Annotated in this window: 3 protein-coding genes; all 3 read right to left on the bottom strand. The window is 44.4% G+C overall.

Annotated features, from left to right (window positions below; translation table 11 throughout):
* Positions 1–358: 358 nt before the first annotated feature.
* Positions 359–1,063 carry an MBL fold metallo-hydrolase gene (locus BLT29_RS12965; protein ID WP_090776736.1) on the bottom strand — a complete coding sequence of 235 codons (705 nt, stop codon included), beginning with the start codon at positions 1,061–1,063 and terminating at the stop codon, positions 359–361.
* 24 nt (positions 1,064–1,087) lie between these two features.
* Positions 1,088–1,600 (bottom strand): GNAT family N-acetyltransferase, encoded by a 513-nt coding sequence (locus BLT29_RS12960; protein WP_090776735.1) that lies wholly within the window; start codon positions 1,598–1,600, stop codon positions 1,088–1,090.
* 30 nt (positions 1,601–1,630) lie between these two features.
* On the bottom strand, positions 1,631–1,773 hold a 143-nt coding region (locus BLT29_RS13780), incomplete at its 5' end, for an alpha/beta fold hydrolase (RefSeq protein WP_245701304.1).

Raw genomic sequence — 1,773 nt, 5'->3', positions numbered from 1 at the left:
CGGTGCAAAATTGTCGATGAGTCTGGTAGATGGTTAGGCATTTCTTGATCGTGTGCAATGGGACGCTTATCACGAAGCTGCTGATCTTCCAGCCGCTGTGGAAGCATACGTTCAACGAACAAGCGTGAACCCAGAATCTGTGTTGGCAGATATGGATGGGTTACAACAATAATGATGAGGGGTAGCGAGATAGGAATCCAGTTTTAGGGGATATCATCCAAAAAACTAGGAAACTCCAAACGAGAGTTCGAGCATGTTAGGCTAGTGGTGTAGCCAATGCTTCACCATAGCTTGGCACTTGGCAAAAAAGAAGGTAGCACACAACATCCCGTGCCTACCTTCTTTCTCATTTAACCACTCACGTCTGAAACAATGTTCCATCAAGTGCCGCAATATACCGCTCAGCGGACTTTTGTACAGCCGCGCGCGCATCCTCTTTTACTATCCGATGGAAGGCGTTGTAAATGCGGTTAAACGGCAACGCCCCGACCTTACTCGTAATGTCTCGCACTTTCTCTGCAGGCAATGGGATCAAATTTGGATAACTGTACATAAAGCTGACCCAATTTTGATCGGGGACGACTTGAATGACATCCCCCGTCAAGATGATCCGATCACTCGGCCTCCTCACCCATTTTTGATCATCCTCATGGATATAGATCGGCACATCAAACGTCTCCGCCCACGCCACTTGTGTTGAATAATAGTGCGGGTGTGACAATGCAATCGCATCGATGCCACCGCTTTCTTTTATTTGCATGATCGTCTGCTCATCCAAGTACGTGATACAATCCCATAGCACACGAAAGTCGTCTTGCTCCACGACATACGCTGTTTGTCCAATACCTACTTTAGGCGTTGTGGTGATGCTATACAATCCTTTTTCTTCGACGCACAGATCATTTTTATAGTTCTCACTCTCTACCATTGCATCTAACGTTGTCCATGTTTGTCCACTTGGACTCACGTATTGTCTTTCATCGGAACAAATGATACATTCTTGCGGTGTTTCCAGCGTTTTTTCATATTGAACACCGCACGTTTTACAAATATAATGTTGCATACGTATCCCCCCGAATATGATAATTTAACGAATGCTTGCAACTTTCTGCTCACCTGAATAGATAACATGATTTTTCCCAAACACAAATGATTCCTTTTCCTCGCGCAAACCAATTTTCTCAGCGACACGACGCGACGGCATATTGTCCGGTGCAACGATACTAATGATTCGGTTCAATCCTAACGTTTTAAACGCATAGTTTTTACAAGCGAACGCAGCTTCAGAACCAAAGCCTTGTGACCAGTGATTTTTATCAATATGATAACCCACTTCCACTTCAGTGCATCCATCAACTGTTTGCTTGACCAATCCACAATCACCAATCAATGTTTGATTTTCCTGTAAGCAAACCGCCCATAAGCCAAAGCCATTTTCTTCATAGCTCTCCTGGTTCCATCTCACCCAAGCTTCTGTCTTCTCATAGCTAAACGGGGATGGATAATGCGCCATCGTTTCACGATCAGAGAAAATCTCATGCAGCCGCGGAATATCATCTTCTGTAAACGGACGTAAGCATAGTCGTTTTGTTTCTATCATTCACAAACGCCTCCTTTGTAAACCTTTACACTAGGTTTCTATTCTATCCAACCATTCATTGATAAGCGCATGAAACACTTGTGGTTGCTCAATTTGTAAGTTATGGCCCGCTATATCGAGTACAGCAAATGTGCTGCGCGGGTACTTGTCCATGATGTTGAGCGCATCTTGGT

This window comes from Shouchella lonarensis, from assembly GCF_900096965.1.
Taxonomy (GTDB): domain Bacteria; phylum Bacillota; class Bacilli; order Bacillales; family Bacillaceae_D; genus Shouchella; species Shouchella lonarensis.
The sequence above is the reverse complement of the archived record's forward strand: the minus strand, read 5'-3'. Positions and strand labels throughout refer to the sequence as shown.

Bases quoted from the DNA above. Each gene is read 5' to 3' on its own strand.
- BLT29_RS12965 (WP_090776736.1), bottom strand. From the start codon at position 1,063: ATGCAACATTATATTTGTAAAACGTGCGGTGTTCAATATGAAAAAACG.
- BLT29_RS12960 (WP_090776735.1), bottom strand. From the start codon at position 1,600: ATGATAGAAACAAAACGACTATGCTTACGTCCGTTTACAGAAGATGAT.